Genomic DNA, 16,672 nt, shown 5'->3' with positions numbered 1-16,672 from the left:
AGCGTCCGGGTCAGGACTTGTCGTGCGCGGCCGTCTCCGCGTCGGCTTCCGCGTTGTTCCCGGGCGACTGCCCGCGAAGCATCTTCTCCACCTCGTCGGCCAGGGTCTGGTCGGACTCGATCACCTTCTTCATCTGCAACCGCAACCCGGCGGCGGCGTCCTCGTCCTTCGGGCCGGCGGCGAAGTCGTTCACGGCGGTCTCCAGCGGCGGCACGTTCTTGTCCCGCCAGTAGATCTCCTGCAGAATCGCGCGGCCGAGCTCGACCTTCTTGGCCGCGCCCTCTTCCTCGTCCCGGGTCAGAGCCGCCGTCCCGTAGGCGCCGATCGCGGGTCCCACGACCTGGAAAACCCGGTCGGCCAGTTGTGAGGCGTCCATGTCCCATCCCTTCGCATGCCTCCGGCAGTCCGGAGTCTCCCGCCGGGTACCCCGGATGCGCGATGCAAACAGGGGTTTGGCCACGCCAGTGCGCTCAGCCTTCGTCGTCGGTGCTCGTGAGGGTCTCCTTCATCTTGGCGATGGCGAAGCCCCAGGCGTCGTGGACGCCGACCTTGGGCGGCAGCGAGATCTCCTCGGGATTGGTCAGCACGTCCAGCAGAACCGGTCCGGGAGCGGCCAGCGCCTCGGCGACCGCCGCGGAGAGCTGTTCGGGTTCGGTGACGCGCAGTCCGGTCAGGCCCATCGCGCGCGCGACCGCCGCGAGGTCGGGGTTGGCGAGCAGCGTGCCGAACTCCGGCAGGCCGCCTTGTTCCTGCTCCAGCTTGACCATGCCGAGGCGGCCGTTGTCGAACACGATCAGCTTGACCGGCAGTTCGTGGGCGACGGCGGTCAGCAGGTCGCCCAGCAGCATCGTGAGCCCGCCGTCGCCGCAGAACGCGATGGTCTGCCGGCCCCGGTCGACCGCCGAGACGCCCAGCGCCTGCGGCATGGCGTTCGCCATCGACCCCAGGTTGTAGGACCCGATGAGCCGCCTGGTCCCCCGCATCTGGACGAAGCGGGACAGCCAGACGGTCGACATGCCGGTGTCGGAGAGGAAGACGGCGTCGTCGGCGGCGAGCTCGTCGACGACCGCGGCGAGGGCTTCGGGCCGGATTCGCTTGTCGGTGTTGTCCAGACGGGAGCGGATCTTGCCGACCAGGGTCTTGTCGTGTGCCGGGTCGACCAGCCGCCGTTGCCGCTCCTGCCAGCCGGTGTAGGCCGAACGCGCCCCGTCGAGGTGGTCTCGGTCCTTCTTGGCGTCCAGGCGCGGCAGCAGCGCGGCCAGGCTCGGGCCCGCGTCGCCGACGACGCCGGCCTGGACGGGAGTGCGCCGTCCGATGTTCCCCGGCCGGCGGTCTATCTGCACGGTCGGCGTGCCCGCCGGCAGCCATTGCGGGTACGGGAAGTCGGTGCCGACCATCAGCAACACGCCGGCGTCGTCGAAGGCCTTGCGCGTCGCGGGGTTGCCGATCAGCCCGCTCTGGCCGATCTGATAGGGGTTGTCGCGCTCAAGGCCTTCCTTGGCCTTCAACGTCAGCACCATCGGGGCGGCCAAGTGCTCGGCGAGTGCCAGCACTTCCTCGCGGGCGCCGCGGGCGCCGGCGCCGACCAGCATCGTCACCGAGTCGGCCCCGTTGATCAGGGTGGCGGCGCGCGCCAGGTCGGCGTCGGCGGGCATCAGGACCGACTGCTGGACGGTGATGTGGGGTCGCGCGCCGTCCGGGGCGTCCTGCCCCCCGACGTCGCCGGGCAACGTCAGCACGGCCACGCCTGGTCCGGCGTAGGCGGCCTGCACCGCTTGCTGAAGCAGTCGCGGCCACTGGGCCGGGGAGGTGACGGTCTGGCAGAACTCTGCGACGTCACGGAACAGGGCGTCGTTGTCGACCTCCTGGAAGTAGTCGCTGCCGATCTCGGCCAGCGGCACCTGGCCGCAGATCGCCAGGACCGGCACGCCGGACTTCTTGGCGTCGTACAGGCCGTTGAGCAAGTGGATCGATCCGGGCCCGACGGTGCCCAGGCACACCCCGAGCGTCCCGGTCAGCTGCGCCTGGGCCCCGGCGGCGAATGCCGCAGCCTCCTCGTGGCGGGTGCCGATCCACTCCAGGCGTTCCTCGCGGCGCACGGCGTCGGTGACCGGGTTCAGTGCGTCGCCGACCACGCCCCACAGAGTTCGCACCCCCAGATCGGCCAGGGTGGTAACGAGTTGATCGGCGATCGTGGTCATGCGGCGGCTCCTGGGGTCGGGACGGGTTGGGACGGGTTTTTCGCCCTGAGCTCGTGGTCCAGCGATCAGGGCGACTGCGGGCCGGCGAGGTCCTCGGCCGGTTCGGTGTCCGGCTTGGCGAGCTCTTCCTGCCAGGGGTCGAGGCTCGAATCCGAACGCTTCCACCACAGGGCCCAGATCACGACCCCGCCGGCTGCGGCGAGCAGCAGAGCGATCCTGCCGCGGCGCGGCGCGCGTCGCGACAGCCGGTCGATCTGGGCCGGGGAAACCTCGCCCAGCAGCCCGGAGAGGGCCGCCGAACCGCGTGACGCCGCCTCTGTCCGGATGGGACGGCTACGCTCCATCGCGGCGTGCGCCGCGGTGTGCACCGCCTGCGACGCTGCTGCGGCGACCTTGGGCGCCACGTCGTCGAACTCGTCGCGGATCTTCTGTCCGGCTTCGGCGGTGTGCTCGGACACCGTGTGCCCGATCGCGCCGAGTCGACCGTGATCGGGGGCGTTGTGTATCAGGTTCTTCATGGTGATTCCTTTCGGGTGAGCTGAGCGGATTCGCCCACTGATTCGCTGACGCCGACATCCCTGCCGACATCCCTGCCGGCTGTCAGGCCGTGCCGTCGACGACCGCGCTGTCCTCGATGACCGCACCGTCCTCGGTGCCCTGTCTGAAGCCGACCTTCGCGGCGGCGGTGCCGATGCCTGAGCGGATCGTGCCCTTGATTTTGGTCCGTGCCCGGACGGCGGCAGGATGGCCGATGACCCTGCGGGCGCTCTTGGCGAGCTGCTTGTATCTGTCCCGGCCGGCCCGGGAGCCCAGAACGTATCCCGTGATCAGCCCTGCCGCGTACGCCAGTCTTCTCATGGCCTCGCCTCCTCGACCTTCGTCGTGCACATTCAGATGATGACGCCCACGATGACGGCGATCGCTGCTATCGCTCCGATGGCCATGGTGCCTCCCTGGGTCGGGCTCCGGGTTTCCGAACTGAGGCGCTTCAAACAAGTCGGTGGAGCCGGGGCGGCAGGACGGGGACGGGTCGCGGCCCTCGGTGCCGAGGACATCGGCCACGCCGCCGCCGTCGCCTCGGTACCCCGGGTGTGGCTTCGCACATCCGTGTGCCCGATGTCGTTTGCCTCCGCGGGGCAGGGGCACCCGGTGGCGGCGGTGCAGAGCCGCGTCGAATCCGAGCAGGCCGTAGGGAAGGAAGCCCGGGATGAGTACAAGAGCCGCGCCGCGGGCGCGTCGAACGAGGTCATGGACCCGGCGACGCGGCTCGACGGCCGTCAGGTCGCGCGAGCAGGTCCTGGACGCTTTGGGCCGCGCCGGGTTCGTCGCCCGGGGCGTGGTCTACCTGCTGATCGGCTGGATCGCGCTGTTGATCGCGCTCGACCGCCGGGCCGGGGAGGCCGATCGCTCCGGCGCCCTGGAGCTCATCGCCGCCAGGTCGTACGGCTTCGCCGTGCTGTGGTTCCTGGTTGTCGGCTTCGCCGGGATGGCGTTGTGGCGTCTGATGCTGGCCTTGCGGCCGCAGCGGCCCGACAAGAGCGGAGCCGCCTCCCGGCTCACGTCGGCGGGCAAGGCAGTGCTTTACATCGTCGCGGCCTATACGACGGCCCGGTTCACCGTCACCGGGCACGCGAGCGCCTCGTCGAACCAGCAGTCGGCGGATTTCACCACCGATCTGATGCGGCACGCCGGCGGCCGGTGGCTCGTCGGCGCGATCGGTGTCGGGCTGGTGGTCGGCGGTGTGGTCATGATCAAGCGGGCGCTGGAGAAGCGCTTCGCGAAGGACCTGCGGACCGGATCGCTGTCCGCTCCGGCGCGCCGTCGGGTGTTGCTGCTCGGGGCGGTCGGCAAAGCGGCACGCGGGGCGATCGTCGTGGGCGCGGGCGGTTTCCTGATCGACGCGGCCGTCAGGTTCGACGCGTCGCGGGCCCGCGGCGTGGACGGCACTCTGCGAGCCCTGGCCGCTGCCCCGTTCGGCAAGGCCATGCTGATCGCGATGGCCGTGGGCCTGGCCGCGTTCGGTTTGTTCTCGTTCTGCGAGGCGCGGTGGCGGCGGTTGTAGGAGGCGTGCCGTCTTTCGTTCCATGCCCGCGTGACGTCCGCCTGGAGGTGCCGAGTGACCGTCGACCGCCGGTGTCGCGCCCTTGCCCGGATCGCGGTGGGCTGCCTGTTCGTCGCGCTCGTCGCGTTGGTGATCGCCGTCGTCTTCTTCGACGGTCTGACCATGGTGGTCGCGGTGCTCGCGACGCTGCTGCTGACCGGGGTCGGCGCCTGGTGGTTCATAGCGCGCCGTAGGGCTCTGAGGTGGTTCGGTGCGGTGCTGGCGATGGCCGCGCCGGTGACGCTGGTGGTGCTGTCCGTCGCGGTCGGCTTCTGGCGCGACGGTATCGCCGTCGCGGTCCCGGCGGCGGCCGGGCTGGTCTGCGCACGCGCCGCGGTGCGCGGCCTGGACCACCCGCCGGAGTTCGCGCCGCCCCGCTACCGGCGCTCGGCCCGCTCCCGCAAGCCGGTGCTGATCATGAACCCGGAGTCCGGCGGCGGCAAGGTCGGTGAGTTCGCCCTGGTGGCCAAGGCCGAATCCCTCGGCGCCCGGGTGATCCTCCTGGACCCCGGAGCCGGCCAGGACGTCGCACAACTGGCGCACCAGGCCGTGGCCGACGGCGCCGACCTCCTCGGGGTCGCCGGCGGCGACGGCACGCAGGCACTGGTGGCGGCGGTCGCCGTGGAGCACGATCTACCGTTCGTCGTACTGTCCGCTGGCACTCGCAATCATTTCGCGATGGACTTGGGCCTGGACCGCGCTGACCCGGCTTCGGGTCTGGAGGCGCTGCGCGATGGTGTGGAGCTGCGGGTGGACCTCGGCACGGTGGCGGGCCGGCCGTTCGTCAACACGGCGTCCTTCGGGGCCTATGCCGCGATCGTCCAGGACGAGCGGTACCGGGACTCCAAGGCCGGAACGGCGCTGGACAGTCTGCCCGATCTGCTGCCCGGCGACGACGCGGCGCTCACCGTGAATGTGGACGGCGACCAGCTGCCCACGCCTCAGATGCTGCTGGTGAGCAACAACCCGTATCTGGAGTCCGGCACGCTCGGCGGCGGACGCCGTCCGCGTCTGGACCGCGGGGTCCTGGGCGTGGTGGCCGTCCGGGTGGACGGTGCGCTCAGCGCGGCCCAGATGGCGCTGCTGGGCGCCGGCTCCGGAGCCGTCACCGTGCGCGATGCCCGCGAGGTGCGAGTGGACGCGGCTGAAGCGAGGATCCCGGTCGCCGTGGACGGTGAGGCTCTGAGCCTGGAGACGCCGGTGGTCTGCACGATCCGCCCCGGCGTACTGCGCGTCCAGGTGCCACGCCGCCGGCCCGACACTTCACCGCCACGGCCTTTGCGGACTGAATGGCGCACCATCCTGGGCCTGGCAATCGGCCGTCTCGGCACCGAACCGCACCGGGGAGGCGACCGATGACCAGCCATTCCTGGACGCGCAGGCTCGGGGACCTCGACGCGCGCGCCTACGCCGCAGTGGCCCGCATGCCCGCGACTGAGGGCATCGACGTGGCTGTGCGTACGCTGTCGCGCGCCGCGAACCACTCGAAGATCTCGTTCACGATCGCCGCGGCGCTCGCCGTCCGGCCCGGACCGCCGCGACTGGCCGCCGGCACCGGCCTCGGCGCTGTCGGTGTCGCCTCGCTGACCGCCAACCTGCTCGCGAAGCGGCTGGCGCGCCGGCCTCGGCCCGTGCGTGCCGAGCCGGGACTGTTCCCGGGGCGCTACGTCGTGATGCCGCACTCGGCGTCGTTCCCGTCGGGGCACACGGCATCGGCGGTGGCGTTCGCGGTCGCCGTCGGGAAGGTCGTGCCGACCATGGCGGCGCCGCTCGGAGCACTCGCCGCGATCATCGGATACTCCCGGGTCCACACCGGTGTGCACTATCCCGGCGATGTGGCCGGCGGCGCGGTACTCGGCGCGGCCAGTGCGGCGTTGGTGCTCGACGCCAGCCGCGCAGCGCGGCGATCCGTTCACTGACAGCAGGTTTCGGAGGGGTTGTGAGTGCTGATTCGTTGCACGAGGAGCAGGGCGAGAACCGTCCCACAGCCGATGGGGACACGGAAGTCTCTCCGCCACGGAACGTTTCGCATTGGACCGGGTGGCTTCTTCTCGCCTTGGGTGTCTTCACGCTGCCCTGGACGGCGAACCTGGCTGTCGATCTGCCGGACAAAGCCGAGGCCGCGCACTACAACGCCTCATGGGTCGGCTTCGACCTCCTGCTGTGCGCACTGCTGATACGCACCGGCTGGTCCTTGCTGCGCCGACGGGCCTACGTGGAGGTCACGGCGGCGATGACGGCGGTGATGCTGTTCATGGACGCCTGGTTCGACGTGTTGTCTGCGCCCACAACGAGGGAATTCGCTATCGCCCTCGCGTTGGCGCTGTGCGTTGAGGTGCCCTTGGGCGTCTTCTGTTTCTGGGTCTCCATCCGGGCCGAGTACGAGCGTCGACGCCGCGAGGAGCTCATGAGCACCCTGATCCGGCGCCTCTTGGCCCTCAATCGTCGGACGGCGGCCCGAAGAGGACACCGACTGCCCTAGTTCCGCGTCCGATCGTCCAACGGCCTGTTTGAACCGCATCATGCCGGGACATGCGGCGGACCCATACCGTACCCATCATGCTTCCGGAGGTAGTAGTCGTGACAACCGCGATCCGCAGAGCTGTGATTCCCGCCGCGGGCATCGGTTCACGCCTGTTGCCGCTCACCAAGGCGATCCCCAAGGAGATGCTGCCGGTCGGTGACCGGCCGGTGATCGAGCACACGGTGCGCGAGCTGGTCGCCTCCGGCATCACCGACATCACGATCGTGGTCTCCGGGGGCAAGGACCTCATCCAGCAGCACTTCCGGCCGAACCCCGCTCTGGTCGACCAACTTCACGCACAGAACAAGCACGCGTACGCCAAGGCCGTGGAAGAGGTCGCGGAGCTGGCGCACAAAGGGCACATCACCTACCTCGAACAGCACGGTCCCTACGGCAACGGCACTCCCGTCCTGAACGCCGCTCGCGGCTCCGGCGACGAGCCGATGCTCGTGCTGTGGCCCGACGACGTGTTCGTGGCCAAGGTTCCCAGGGCCCAGCAGCTGATCTCCGCGTATGAGAAGACCGGCTGTCCGGTACTGGCACTGATGCCGATGGATCGCGCGGATGCCCGGCGGTACGGAGTGCCCGAGGTGAAGGAGGACCTCGGCGACGGCTTGCTGCGGATCAGCACACTGCTGGAAAAGCCCGAGCCCGAAGCCGCTCCGTCCGAGTTCGCAGCGATCGGCGGATACATCGTCACGCCGGGGATCATCGAGGAGATCCAGGCGATCACCGACCGCTGGGAGCAGCACCGGTCCGGCGAGGTCTACCTCACCGACGCGATCAACGCCTACGCCGCCACCAGAGCCGTCTACGGCCAGGTCATCGATGGGCATTGGTACGACACGGGCAACCCCACGGACTACCTCGTCGCACAGTTCGCCTCCGCGCTCGCGGACCCCGCATACGGGCCGGTGCTGCGCGAGTTGGCGCGGGGCGGCGACGGTCCCTCTCGCGTGGGCTGACGCCGGGTTCGGCACTCCGGCATCGCTCACAGCGCCTGCGCGGCAGCGTTCGACAGGACGAACCACACCGTCTTGCCCTCGTCGCCGGGCACCACGCCCCAGCGGTCGGCCAGCAACTCCACGATCGCCAGTCCGCGGCCGCTCTCCGTGTCGGCGACCGGCGCCCGTGACCGGCGCACCTCGCCCGCGCCGTGGTCCCTGACCTCGACCACCGTCTCGGGGCGGCCGAGACTGATCCGCAGCCCGACCGGGCCGCGGCCGTGCCGGACCGCGTTGGTCACCAGTTCGGAGGTGAGCAGGCACGCGGTGTCGGCGTACTCGGTCAGCCCCCACGAGCGCAGCATGGCCGCGACGAAGCCCCGGGCTGCTCGTGGCGCTGTCGCGTCCGCTTCCAGGACCACCGAGGCCTGATGCGCGCCCCGGCCGGCCTCCGGGACGCCCAAGCGGGTGGGCAGCGGTTCCTTGACGATGTCCAGACGGCCGGCCACCACGTCGGCGGCCACGTCCGGCACTCTCCGGAACTGGGCCCAGGCGTATTCGCTGAGCAGGACCAGCGATTCCGCGACGTCGATCGACAGCCGTTCGGCGAGGATCCCCTTGGCCTGCTCGACCGGCACCGCGTCGTCGAGCGCCGTGCGCAGGTCCATGGCGATCTCGGTCCGCCGGGCCCGGTCTCGGTGGTGGAGCAGGCCGGAGGCCGCCGCCGACGCCAGGGACACGGCCAGCGCACCCCGGTCGCCGGCGATCGCCCCCGGGCTCGCGGACAGCAGCGTCAGCACGCCCACGGTCTCCCCCCGCAAGCGCATCGGCACGGCGTGTTCCGCGGCGATCCCGCAGGCCGCGGCAGCCGGGCCCAGGGCCGGCCAGGGCAGTGCGGGCGCTGCGAAATCGTCGCAGCCGGCCGGGCGGCCGGTGCGGTGGCAGTCGAAGGCCGGTCCCGAGACCAGGTCGAGTTCGTGGCGTATCAGTGTTCTGGCTTGTTCGCCGTGCAGGGCGGCGAGGCCGATGCCGCGCGGACCGCCGGTGAGGAACACCGCGGTCGCGGGTACGTCCAGTAATTCGGCGCACAGGGAGCAGAAACGGTCCAGATATCCGCTGACTTCGAAGTCGGGGCCGAGCGTGTCAGTCAGCTCGACCAGGATCTCGTGGATTCGCGAGCTCGCGCCCGCCCCTGCCGCTGTCATCGGTGCTCCCGCATTCCGTCGCGGTCCTCGCCAATTCCTGGCGCCGGTCATTGTCTCGCGGCGGGTCGAGCGTGTCAGGCATTCGCATTATTCCGCCTCATTCGATGTCGATGACCTCTTCTACGGCATCCGTCGCGGCGCAGGAAACACTGCGTTCCCGCAGGAAGACGCGGGACCGCACCAGCGCCATGGCGTCTCGGGCGGGCCGATCGCCGGCTTCGTGCCGACTCTGCTTGGATTTGGCGGAATTCGCACTAGTCACGGTGGTCTACGAGGGCGGATAATCCCCGGGTAGCGGAGGCTGGCGGTTCCGGAACCTGGTTGCGGACAGTGCGGCCTCCTTGTCGCCCCGGACCCCGGTGACGTTCGATCAGTGGTCGCGTACGTCGAGGGCGGGGCGGTGGCAGGGCTGACGCCGATGAGCGTCCGGCGGACCGACGGGCCGGTATGACAGGCCCGGGTACCTGGCCGTCGAGTGGTGGGGAGACCAGGTTCCAGCGCTGCCGGACAGTGAATCGGGGCGTGACCTGTCACCGGACCTCGATGCGTCGCTCACGACATCGGAACCCCGCTCAGCCAGGCCCCCGAGAACACGTCGTGGGCGATACCGGGGATCGGCTTCCGGCCCGCCGGGGGGCGGGTGCGGCGGCGGTCGGCGCGCTCAGGTATGCGGTGCGCGGGCCGATCGAGGTGCGGTGGGAGATCCGGTCAAGTGCCGCCAGTCTCGGACGGCACCAGTCCGGACAAGTCGAGGTGCCCGGTGACCACGCCGGTGGCGACCTCGGTGAGTTTGGTGTTGGTGCTGCGCGCGCGACCGCGCAACGCCGTGAAGGCCTGTTCCATGCTGATCTGGTGGCGCTCGGCGAGCACGCCCTTGGCCTGCTCGATCAGGACCCGGGTGTCCAGCGCGGTCTGCAGCTGCCCGGCCAGCAGGTCGCGCCGGGCGGCGGCGCGGGCGGACAGGATGCCGATGGTGGCGATGTCGGCCATCGCCTGCCCGGTGGCCTGCCCGGCCTCGTCGAGGGTGCGGCCGGCGGTGAACAGGTTCAGCGCGCCGATCGTGGTGTCGCGCAGCCGCATCGGCAGCGCGAGCACCGCTGTGAAGCCGTGCTCGGCGGCGGCTGAGGCGAAATCCGGCCAGCGGCCGGCGTCCGCGGTCAGATCGCGGCTGAGCACCGGTTGCCCGGTGGCGAAGGCGTCCAGGCAGGGTCCTTGCCCGATCCGCAGTTGGAACAGCTCCAACCGCCGGGCGTGCTCGGCGGAGGCCGCGACCAGCTGCAGGCGATCCGTCTGGTCGGTGAGCAGGATCCCGGCGGCGTCGACGGCCAGGACCTCGACGCAGCGCAGGGTGAGGGTGTGCAGGAATTCGGTGACGTCGAAGCCGGTGAGCGAGGTGTCGGCCAGCTCGACGAACACCGGGGCCAGGCGCCCTCCGCCGGTCGTCGTCACTTCGAGTGGTTCGCGGGGCATCGCTTCAACTCCAACTCGCCGTTCCGGCGCAAGGGGAAATCGAGTCCAGAACCGGCGAGTGCGCATACGCCGAGGCGCTCATCGGCGGAGCTGCCGACCGATGGCACCCAACCCACCCCCACGCCCGGTCCCCCAGCGGCCTGCCCGATCAGCGACTCGCGGCAGCTCACCGGTAGCGGACCAGCGTAGCAGCATACTGATTGGCGGGGTCCGGCGCCGTGCGCGGCCACGGCCGGGCTCACTGCCAGGGTAGTGCGGCCGGGTGGCGGAACGGCACCGGAGCGCCGATTCGCCACCCCTGTTCCGGGCGCGCGGCGGCCTGCAAACGCCGAAGACAGCCTTCAGCCCAGACGCAGTGTGCGGTTGACGATGTCGATCGCGACATCGTCGACCGGCCGGTCCTCGGCGAAGGCGTGCGCTCTGATCAGGGCGAGGGCGTCGGCGGTGGCGCAGTGGCACTGGACGGACACCATGCCGGCGGCCTGGTTCACCACGGTCCACAGGTCGGCCTGGCTCACCAGCGCGGGCCAGCGCTTGATGTCTCCGTAGGCGTCGGTGAGCGGGGCCGGCTCCAGCGAGGCGATCAGCGTGTCGGCCGCTGCCTGGAAGGTCTCCAGGTCCGGGCCGTGGGTCATGGGCGGGTCGAAGACGGTCAGCGCTCCGAGTGTGCTGCCGGCCATGGCGACCGGGACGGTCGCGACCGCGCGGATGCCCAACTGCTCCACGGCGGGCCCGTATATCGGCCACGTGGCCGCGATCTCGCTCCCGGCCGCAGTGACCGGCCTGTGCAGCCGCACCGTTTCCCGGGCCGGCCCTTGGCCGAAGGTGAACTCCAGGTGCTGGGCGGTTCTGCTCGCCCGGTTCGAGGCCGCCGTGAGGACTTCGGTCTGGTCCGTGCCGAACAGGGTCAGCGCGGTGCCGGACGCGCCGAGGGTCTCGCAGGCCGCCGCCATGAGGTCACTGGGGGCCTGCCGGTCCTGGGGCCCCTGGGCCCAGCGGCGCAGCCGGTCGGCATGGGCGGTGTGGATCCGGGCCGCGGTCCGGTGTTGTTGCTCCGCCTTTCGGTGCGTGGCCGCCATCCGAGTGTGGAACGCCTTCATACTCTCCGCAGCGGTCAGCAGCTGAGTCTCGTGCCGGCTCGCGATCTCGGCGGCGCGGGCTGCTCGCCGGTGCTCGACTGCCGCGTGCTCCAGCGCCTGGTCGAGTTCCCGGCCGGATTCTGGCGGCAGGGGCATGTTCGCAGGATACGCCGACGCAGGGGGTGGCCCAAGGCGAAAGCGACAAGAGCCGTATCCGCCGCGTCAGCCCCGGCCGGTGTCCTCCATCAGCAGGACGACCCCGCCGCCGTCCATCGGCGAGCAGGCGATCGAGCACAGGATGGTGCGGCCGATGCGGTTCACGGCCGCGATGTCGACCGGTCCGGATCGGGCCCTGGTCGTCTGGCAGGCCGCGACGACTTTGCGGACCTGCTCGGTCGGCAGGCCGAAGTCCAGCGTGAAGAACGGCCGCAGGTGCACTTCGCGGCTGCGCAGGCCCCACAGGTCCTCGGCGCCGCGGTTCCAGCTGTGCACCCGCAGGTCCGCGTCCAGTACCACGACGCCGGCGGCGATGCTGGCCAGCACGCCTTCCAGGAAGGTGCGGGCCTCGTCCAGCTCGCCGGAGCGGATCCGCATCTCCTCGTTCATGGTCTCCAGTTCCTCGTTGCCGGACTGGAGTTCCTCGTTGGTGGTCTCCAACTCCTCGTTCGTTGACTGGAGCTCCTCGTTGGTGGTCTCCAGTTCCTCGATGCTGGACTGGAGTTCCTCGTTGGTGGTCTCCAGTTCCTCGTTCGTGGACTGCAGCGCGTCGTAGGCCGCCTCCAACTCGCCGCGGGTGCGGGTGAGCTCGTTGTGCAGCCTGGTGGTGACCGTGGTGTCCAGGAACGTCAGCGCGACGCCGAGCGGCTGGCCGTCGGTGGCGGACATCGGCTGGATGACGATGTCCAGGAACTGGATGTCGCCGTCGTGCAGCAGCCGCTCGGCCGCGGAGACCCGGACCGGGTGGCGCTCGGTTTCGGCCTGTTCGATCAGGGAGCGCAGCTCGATCGGCCGGTAGGAGATCTCCAGGTCCCGGAACGGCCGGTTCAGGTCGTAGGTGGTGAGGCCGAACTGGGCCCGGGCGGCGGCGTTGATCAGGACGATCGCGCCGTCCGGGTCCACGGCGACGGTCGCGTTCGGGGACGTCTCCAACGTGAGGTCGCGCAGCTGCCGCTTGCGGCTGGCCTCCCGGACCTCGGCTCCGATGGCGCCGTCGATCTTCAGCGGAGCCGGGTGGTAGGGGGTCGCGGCGTCCCCGGGGCGGCGCCGGAAGATCCGCTGGCGCATGTTGGCGACCCCGAAACGCTCGCCGTCGGACAGCAGCATCTCGGCCTTGCCCAGGAACAGGTAGCCGCCCTCGCGCAGGGCGAAGTGGAACCTGTCGACGATCTGCGACTGGGCCTCGGCGTTGAAGTACATCAGGGTGTTGCGGCAGACCAGCAGGTCCAGGCGGGAGATCGGCGCGTCCCGGGTGATGTCGTGGCGTCCGAAGATGACCCGGCGGCGCAGATCGGCGCGGAAGGCGAACTGGGCGCCGTTGGGCTCGAAGTACTTGTCGCGCAGATCCGGGGCCAGCAACTCCAGGGACTTGGCCGTGTACAGGCCGCTGCGGGCCTCGCGCAGGGCCTCCTCGTCGACGTCGGTGCCGTAGAGCTTGACCCGCCTGACGCACTCCTCGACGCCGAGCACCTCGGCGAACAGGATCGCCAGGGAGTAGGGTTCCTGGCCGCTGGAGCACCCGGCGCTCCACACCCGGATGTCCTCGTCCGCCCCGCGCGCCGCGATCAGCTCGGGCAGGATCTCGCGCTGCAGGTGGGTCCAGGCGTCGGCGTCCCGGAAGAAGCTGGTGACGTTGATCAGGATCGTGTTGAACAGCGCCCGGAACTCTTCGGCGTCGGCTTCGAGCCGGTCCTGGTAGTCGGCGTAGTCGGCGATGCGGGCGTCGTCCATCCGCTTGCGGATCCGGCGGGCCAGGGTGGAGCGTTTGTAGCCGGTGAAGTCGAAGCCGCGCGCGTCGCGGATGAAGAGCAGCAACTGCTCCAGGTCGCCGCTGGGCTCCGGGCCGGACGCCAGGCCGTTCCCGGTCACCGGTCCGCCGGCTCGACCAGGCCGCGGATGACCGCGGGGATCTCTTCCAAGGGGAGTACGAAATCGACCACGCCGGTGCCGACAGCCGCCTGCGGCATGCCGTTGAACTCCGCCGACGCCGGATCCTGGGCGATCACGGTGCCGCCGCGGGACTTGACCGCGGTCACCCCCGTCGAACCGTCCTTGCCGGTGCCGGAGAGCACGCAGGCGATCGCCCGCGGGCCGTAGGCCCCGGCCGCCGACTCGAACAGCAGGTCCGCGGACGGACGCACGAAATGCACCAGCTCGCTGTCCGACAGCGCCAGCAGACCCGCCGCGCCGACCAGCAGATGCCGGTTGGGCGGGGCGACGTAGATGGTGCCGGGCCGGGCGAGCTCGCCCGCTTCGGCGAGTTTGACCGGCAGCCGCGTGCCGCGCCCCAGCACGTGGGCGATCACGGTCTCATGCCGGGGGTCCAGGTGCTGTACCACCAGCACCGGGACCGGGAACCCGACCGGCAGCGCGCCCAGCAGCACTCCCAGCGCGGTGATGCCGCCGGCCGAAGCCGCCACCGCGACCACCGCGTACCGCTCGTCCGACCCCTCGGGCCGGGACACTTCCCGCGTCACGTCCGCGCCCATCCGCAGGCCCCTGGCGACGGCGGTTCACATCGCGGTCCCGCCAGACGTCCGCACGCCGCGTGCGGACTCCGGAGGAGGACAGGCGAAGTCGTTGACACGCTTCGACACTAGCGGACGGGCATTGTAGATCGCGCGAGCCGCCGCGCCCGACCCGGTCGCACCGGCCGGGCCAAGGGCGCGTTCGCCGTGCCGGCGCCTCGGCCGGGTGACCTTCACCCGAAAGAGTGACCATCTGGCAGCGCGGCCGTTCGCCGGAAGAAAAGGCTCGTAACCTGCGCGTGTATCTTGTGTGCCCCAGACCCCGGCGACACATGGCCTTTGCTGTGTTGACTGGAGGTTCGGTGGTGGCCGCTCATGACGCCCGCCCGGCACCGGAATTGCCTGAACCACATGCCCACGCCCCGACTCTCATACATTATTACGGCCCCGGCGGCCAACTCGCCGTGGCGGCCCGGGCCGCCCGTGACGGCGTGGTCCTGACGGTGTCCGGGGAACTGGACATCGCCGTGGCCGCCGCGCTCGGCACGCGGGTTGACGCCGCACTCGCCCAGGGCCACATCCGCCTGGTCGTGAACCTCCGCGACCTCACCTTCTGCGACTGCGCCGGCTTGACCGCGCTCCTGCGAGCCCGACGCCTGGCGATGGAGCGCGACGGCTGGGTCCGGCTCGCCGCCGTGCAACCCCGCGTCGCGCGGATCATCCAGATCGCCGGACTCGTCACCGTCTTGCCCTGCCACCCCGACAACGCCGCCGCCTTCAACGGCTCACTCCTGGCCTCACCGGCCGCGACGTCCGGCCCGCCGCCCCGGCCGCCCGGCGCGCCCGGCCCGCCCGCCGTCCGGAGCCGACACGCACGCCAGAGGCCGCCACCGGTCGCGTGGCCGGGAAGCGGGCCTCCGTGGCCAGCGCCGGCCCGCCCCGGCCCCCTCCTCGCCGGGGCGTGGATCAGGGCCCAGACGGCAGCGTGGCCCGACTCCGGTCATGGCTCGGCGTCACCGGTCGTACGTCCACGGGGACGCCGGCGAAGGCTTCGGCGATTCCGGGATGGCACTGCAGCACCTGTGACAGCTTGGTGACCCGGAGCAGCTTGTGCATCCTGGCCGTGGCCGCCGACAGCCGCAGCCAGCCTCCGGCGGCGGTGGCCTGGCGGTGGATCCGCAGCAGCGCCGTGAGTCCCGTGCAGTCGCAGAAGCCCAAACCAGAAACGTCGGCGACCAAGTGGGCCCGATGTGTCGCCTCCGACTGTTCCAACTCTTCCATGTGGTCGGTCAGCACCGGGACTGATGCGATGTCCAGCTCCCCGACGAGCACGATGACCGCGCCCGGGGCCCGGCCGTAGCTGCTGACTCGCAGCGGCTCGGCCGATATGTGGCGCTGCGCGGACCGGCGCGGAGGCTCGCCCTGCGGTAAGTGGACTCTGTCGGTGGTGTCATGCATGTCAGGCTCCGGAGGCGAGTCGGGCGGTTCGCGTCTCCGGGGTCTGGGGGACCGGCCCGGACTGCCGGGCTCGCTGCCAGGGTAGAACCGACGGGTACAGGGCGATGCCTCGAATTTTCACACGCCACCTCTTCGCCAGGAGGCAGTGCGCGACGCCACATCGGCCAGGTGCGCGGTGGCGACGACGCGCTCGCCGCCAGGTGACTATCGGCCCTGATAGTCGGGACCTTCGGCACCGGGCACCGGTTCGTTCGCTGGCCACACTTCGTAGTGACGCAGACATCTTCCCCTCGGCGATTGGACGGACCATGAGCACACAGCACGGCGGAGCCCACTTGAGCGGCCGGTTCCACTTCTCACCGCGTGCGGCGCGCGCTTCGGTCGCGGCCCAGGACGCGACCACCGCGGTCGATGTCCGGGAGGTCTCGATCGCGGCGCTGCGCATCGGCACCGGGTTCATCTTCCTGTGGGCGTTCCTGGACAAGACCTTCGGCCTGCACTACTCCACCGCCTCCAAGAGTGCCTGGATCCACGGGGGCTCCCCGACCAAGGGCTTCCTGGGCCACGTGGCTGTCGGCCCGTTCCAGTCGGCGTTCCACTCCATGGCCGGCAACGGCTTCGTCGACTGGGCGTTCATGCTCGGCCTGCTGGGCATCGGCACCGCCCTGGTTCTGGGCGTCGGACTGCGGATCGCCGCTGCCTGTGGCGTGGTCCTGGTCGCGATGATGTGGTTCGCGGTCTACCCGCCGGCCCAGCACACCGCGTCCGGCGCTGCGACCTCGTCGGTCAACCCCCTGATCGACGACCACGTCCTGGAAGCCCTCGCCCTGATCGCCCTCGCGGTCTTCGGTACCCGCAGCCGGCTGGGCCTGGGTGCCGCGTGGGCGAAGCTGCCCGTCGTCCGGAACCATCGCTCGCTGGTCTGATACCCGCCATGCCGGGCAAGACCGATCGCCGAGCCGGGCCGGGGCCACGACGGCCCCGGCCCGGCTCGGCATGTCCTGCC

Annotated in this window: 16 protein-coding genes and 1 pseudogene; 7 read left to right on the top strand and 10 right to left on the bottom strand. The window is 70.8% G+C overall.

Features of this window, described 5'->3' with window-relative positions; genetic code table 11:
- Positions 1 to 10 precede the first annotated feature (10 nt).
- The 4 genes from ABH935_RS17040 to ABH935_RS17025 all read right to left on the bottom strand — a co-directional run bounded on the left by ABH935_RS17040 (position 11) and on the right by ABH935_RS17025 (position 3,059).
- Entirely contained in the window at positions 11 to 376 is a 366-nt protein-coding gene (locus ABH935_RS17040; protein WP_370378864.1) for a hypothetical protein, read from the bottom strand.
- A 94-nt stretch (positions 377 to 470) separates the two neighbouring features.
- Positions 471 to 2,201 (bottom strand): thiamine pyrophosphate-dependent enzyme, encoded by a 1,731-nt coding sequence (locus ABH935_RS17035; protein WP_370378863.1) that lies wholly within the window; start codon positions 2,199 to 2,201, stop codon positions 471 to 473.
- Positions 2,202 to 2,266: 65 nt separating this feature from the next.
- Positions 2,267 to 2,719 carry a DUF5324 family protein gene (locus ABH935_RS17030; protein ID WP_370378862.1) on the bottom strand — a complete coding sequence of 151 codons (453 nt, stop codon included), beginning with the start codon at positions 2,717 to 2,719 and terminating at the stop codon, positions 2,267 to 2,269.
- A gap of 82 nt (positions 2,720 to 2,801) precedes the next feature.
- Positions 2,802 to 3,059, bottom strand: coding sequence for a hypothetical protein (locus ABH935_RS17025; RefSeq protein ID WP_370378861.1), 258 nt, complete (start codon positions 3,057 to 3,059; stop codon positions 2,802 to 2,804).
- A gap of 349 nt (positions 3,060 to 3,408) precedes the next feature.
- Here ABH935_RS17025 and ABH935_RS17020 point away from each other — a divergent pair, with 349 nt between their 5' ends.
- The 5 genes from ABH935_RS17020 to ABH935_RS17000 all read left to right on the top strand — a co-directional run bounded on the left by ABH935_RS17020 (position 3,409) and on the right by ABH935_RS17000 (position 7,791).
- Positions 3,409 to 4,263 carry a DUF1206 domain-containing protein gene (locus ABH935_RS17020; RefSeq protein WP_370378860.1) on the top strand — a complete coding sequence of 285 codons (855 nt, stop codon included), beginning with the start codon at positions 3,409 to 3,411 and terminating at the stop codon, positions 4,261 to 4,263.
- A 54-nt stretch (positions 4,264 to 4,317) separates the two neighbouring features.
- Positions 4,318 to 5,661 carry a diacylglycerol kinase family protein gene (locus ABH935_RS17015; RefSeq protein WP_370378859.1) on the top strand — a complete coding sequence of 448 codons (1,344 nt, stop codon included), beginning with the start codon at positions 4,318 to 4,320 and terminating at the stop codon, positions 5,659 to 5,661.
- The gene (locus tag ABH935_RS17010) at positions 5,658 to 6,221 is read left to right on the top strand and encodes a phosphatase PAP2 family protein (RefSeq protein ID WP_370378858.1); all 564 of its coding nucleotides are present in this window, start codon (positions 5,658 to 5,660) and stop codon (positions 6,219 to 6,221) included. The genes ABH935_RS17015 and ABH935_RS17010 overlap by 4 nt, the downstream gene beginning before the upstream one ends.
- 137 nt (positions 6,222 to 6,358) lie before the next feature.
- On the top strand, positions 6,359 to 6,784 hold the full coding sequence (locus ABH935_RS17005; RefSeq protein WP_370378857.1) for a hypothetical protein: 426 nt from the start codon (positions 6,359 to 6,361) through the stop codon (positions 6,782 to 6,784).
- A gap of 98 nt (positions 6,785 to 6,882) precedes the next feature.
- Positions 6,883 to 7,791, top strand: coding sequence for a UTP--glucose-1-phosphate uridylyltransferase (locus ABH935_RS17000; RefSeq protein ID WP_370378856.1), 909 nt, complete (start codon positions 6,883 to 6,885; stop codon positions 7,789 to 7,791).
- A 26-nt stretch (positions 7,792 to 7,817) separates the two neighbouring features.
- Here the strand turns inward: ABH935_RS17000 and ABH935_RS16995 are convergent, their stop codons facing one another.
- From ABH935_RS16995 to ABH935_RS16975, 5 genes are all read right to left on the bottom strand, one after another.
- On the bottom strand, positions 7,818 to 8,975 hold the full coding sequence (locus ABH935_RS16995; RefSeq protein WP_370378855.1) for an ATP-binding protein: 1,158 nt from the start codon (positions 8,973 to 8,975) through the stop codon (positions 7,818 to 7,820).
- Positions 8,976 to 9,683: 708 nt separating this feature from the next.
- A complete protein-coding gene (locus tag ABH935_RS16990) occupies positions 9,684 to 10,445 on the bottom strand; it encodes an ANTAR domain-containing protein (RefSeq protein WP_370378854.1) in 762 nt (253 codons plus the stop codon).
- Between the two features lie 341 nt (positions 10,446 to 10,786).
- Positions 10,787 to 11,680, bottom strand: coding sequence for a GAF domain-containing protein (locus ABH935_RS16985; protein ID WP_370378853.1), 894 nt, complete (start codon positions 11,678 to 11,680; stop codon positions 10,787 to 10,789).
- A 66-nt stretch (positions 11,681 to 11,746) separates the two neighbouring features.
- Positions 11,747 to 13,609, bottom strand: a complete 1,863-nt coding sequence (locus ABH935_RS16980) for a CheR family methyltransferase (protein WP_370378852.1) — start codon at positions 13,607 to 13,609, stop codon at positions 11,747 to 11,749.
- Positions 13,606 to 14,229 carry a chemotaxis protein CheB gene (locus ABH935_RS16975; protein WP_370378851.1) on the bottom strand — a complete coding sequence of 208 codons (624 nt, stop codon included), beginning with the start codon at positions 14,227 to 14,229 and terminating at the stop codon, positions 13,606 to 13,608. The genes ABH935_RS16980 and ABH935_RS16975 overlap by 4 nt, the downstream gene beginning before the upstream one ends.
- Positions 14,230 to 14,540: 311 nt before the next feature.
- Between ABH935_RS16975 and ABH935_RS16970 the strand changes: the two are divergent.
- A pseudogene (locus ABH935_RS16970) lies at positions 14,541 to 14,963 on the top strand (STAS domain-containing protein); the annotation flags it as partial.
- Positions 14,964 to 15,174: 211 nt separating this feature from the next.
- Here the strand turns inward: ABH935_RS16970 and ABH935_RS16965 are convergent.
- Positions 15,175 to 15,666 carry an STAS domain-containing protein gene (locus tag ABH935_RS16965; RefSeq protein ID WP_370378850.1) on the bottom strand — a complete coding sequence of 164 codons (492 nt, stop codon included), beginning with the start codon at positions 15,664 to 15,666 and terminating at the stop codon, positions 15,175 to 15,177.
- Between the two features lie 308 nt (positions 15,667 to 15,974).
- Between ABH935_RS16965 and ABH935_RS16960 the strand changes: the two genes are divergently transcribed.
- The gene (locus ABH935_RS16960; RefSeq protein WP_370378849.1) at positions 15,975 to 16,592 is read left to right on the top strand and encodes a hypothetical protein; all 618 of its coding nucleotides are present in this window, start codon (positions 15,975 to 15,977) and stop codon (positions 16,590 to 16,592) included.
- The last annotated feature ends 80 nt before the right edge of the window (positions 16,593 to 16,672 follow it).

The organism is Catenulispora sp. GAS73 (assembly GCF_041262085.1).
Lineage (GTDB): Bacteria > Actinomycetota > Actinomycetes > Streptomycetales > Catenulisporaceae > Catenulispora.
This window is presented reverse-complemented; position numbering and strand designations above follow the sequence as displayed.